The sequence below is a fragment of the Dyella flagellata genome (assembly GCF_030160275.1).
In the GTDB taxonomy this organism is placed as follows: Bacteria; Pseudomonadota; Gammaproteobacteria; order Xanthomonadales; family Rhodanobacteraceae; genus Dyella_B; species Dyella_B flagellata.
The window spans coordinates 1-567 of sequence record NZ_BSOA01000062.1 but is presented as its reverse complement, the minus strand read 5'-3'; the positions used below and the strand labels follow the sequence as shown (position 1 = coordinate 567).

Sequence of the window (567 nt, the reverse complement as noted above, 5' to 3'; positions counted from 1 at the left end):
ACACCCAGGACGGCCAGGTGGCGACCGTCACCGACGGCAACGGCTATCAAACCGCCCGCACCTACGATGCCTTTGGTGACATCACTCAAGTGCAGCAGCAGCTGAGCCAGCCGGGCAGTGCGCTGAGCACGAGCAATAGCACCACCACGACCTACACCTACGACACGCGTGGTGAGCAGTTGAGTGAAACCGACGGGGTCGGTACGTCGGTCGCACGGACGACATCCACCGTTTACGACGCCTTTGGCCGGGTGACCAGCCGCACCGACGGCAACGGCAACACGATCACCTCGACCTACGACAACCTGGGTCGCCAGGTCACCACCAGCCAAACCGTGCAAGGCACGGCGCGCAGCACGCAAACCACCTACGACGCCTTCGGCCAGGTGCTGACCGAAACCGATGCGCTCGGCAATACCACCAAGGTCAGCGTCAACCCCGCCACGCATACCACGACGGTGACCACGCCCGGTGGCGTCACCACCACCACGGTGAAGGATGCCTACGGCGACACCGTGAGCGTGACCGATGGCGGCGGTAACATCACTACCTACACCTATGACGCCG

The 567-nt window shown here is 63.8% G+C and carries 1 pseudogene; it reads left to right on the top strand.

What is annotated here, in order from left to right:
• Positions 1-17 precede the first annotated feature (17 nt).
• Positions 18-567 (top strand): annotated as a pseudogene (locus QQJ96_RS23505) (RHS repeat domain-containing protein); the annotation flags it as partial.